The 611-nt window shown below is 73.5% G+C and carries 1 protein-coding gene and 1 pseudogene; both read right to left on the bottom strand.

Annotated elements, in window-relative coordinates; genetic code table 11:
- On the bottom strand, positions 1–416 hold a 416-nt coding region (locus ACSNOD_RS31630; protein ID WP_436770508.1), incomplete at its 3' end, for an ATP-binding cassette domain-containing protein.
- Positions 409–611 (bottom strand): annotated as a pseudogene (locus tag ACSNOD_RS31625) (methionine ABC transporter ATP-binding protein); the annotation flags it as partial. The pseudogene ACSNOD_RS31625 and the gene ACSNOD_RS31630, both read right to left, overlap by 8 nt.

The following is a 611-nucleotide window of genomic DNA, read 5'->3' as shown; positions in this document are numbered from 1 at the left end:
GGCTCCCCGATGATGTCGCCCACCGTCATCCGCGGGTTGAGCGAGGTGTACGGGTCCTGGAACACCATCTGGATGTTGCGCCGCACGGCCTTGAGCGCGGCGCCCGAGAGCCGGGTGATGTCCTCGCCCTTGTAGCGGATCTCGCCGGAGGTCGGGCGCTCCAGCTGGACGAGGAGCCGGGCCAGGGTCGACTTGCCGCAGCCGGACTCGCCGACGACGCCCAGGGTCTCGCCGCGGTCGAGCCGGAAGGAGACCCCGTCCACGGCCCGTACGGCGCCCACCTCCGCCTTGACCAGCACGCCCCGGGTCAGCGGATAGTGCTTGACCAGCTCGTGCACCTCCAGGATCGGCTCGCGGCGGGCGGGCCGCGCCACCGGTCCGGCCGGCCGGGGCACCCGCTGGGTCGGCTCAGGCATGCAGCTCGTCCTTCCAGAAGTGGCAGGCGCTGGTGCGCCCCGGGAGCGGGGAGCCGCCGTCGCCGGTGACGGGGTACTGCGGCGGGCGGTCGGACACGCAGACGTCTCTCGCGCGCGGGCAGCGCGGGTTGAAGGGGCAGCCCACGGGGACGGCGAGGAGGTTGGGCGGCAGGCCCTTGATCGCGTACAGCTCCT

Source organism: Streptomyces sp. URMC 123, from assembly GCF_051386515.1.
In the GTDB taxonomy this organism is placed as follows: domain Bacteria; phylum Actinomycetota; class Actinomycetes; order Streptomycetales; family Streptomycetaceae; genus Streptomyces.
Note: the sequence above shows the minus strand (reverse complement) of the source record. Positions and strands in the feature narration are given on the sequence as shown.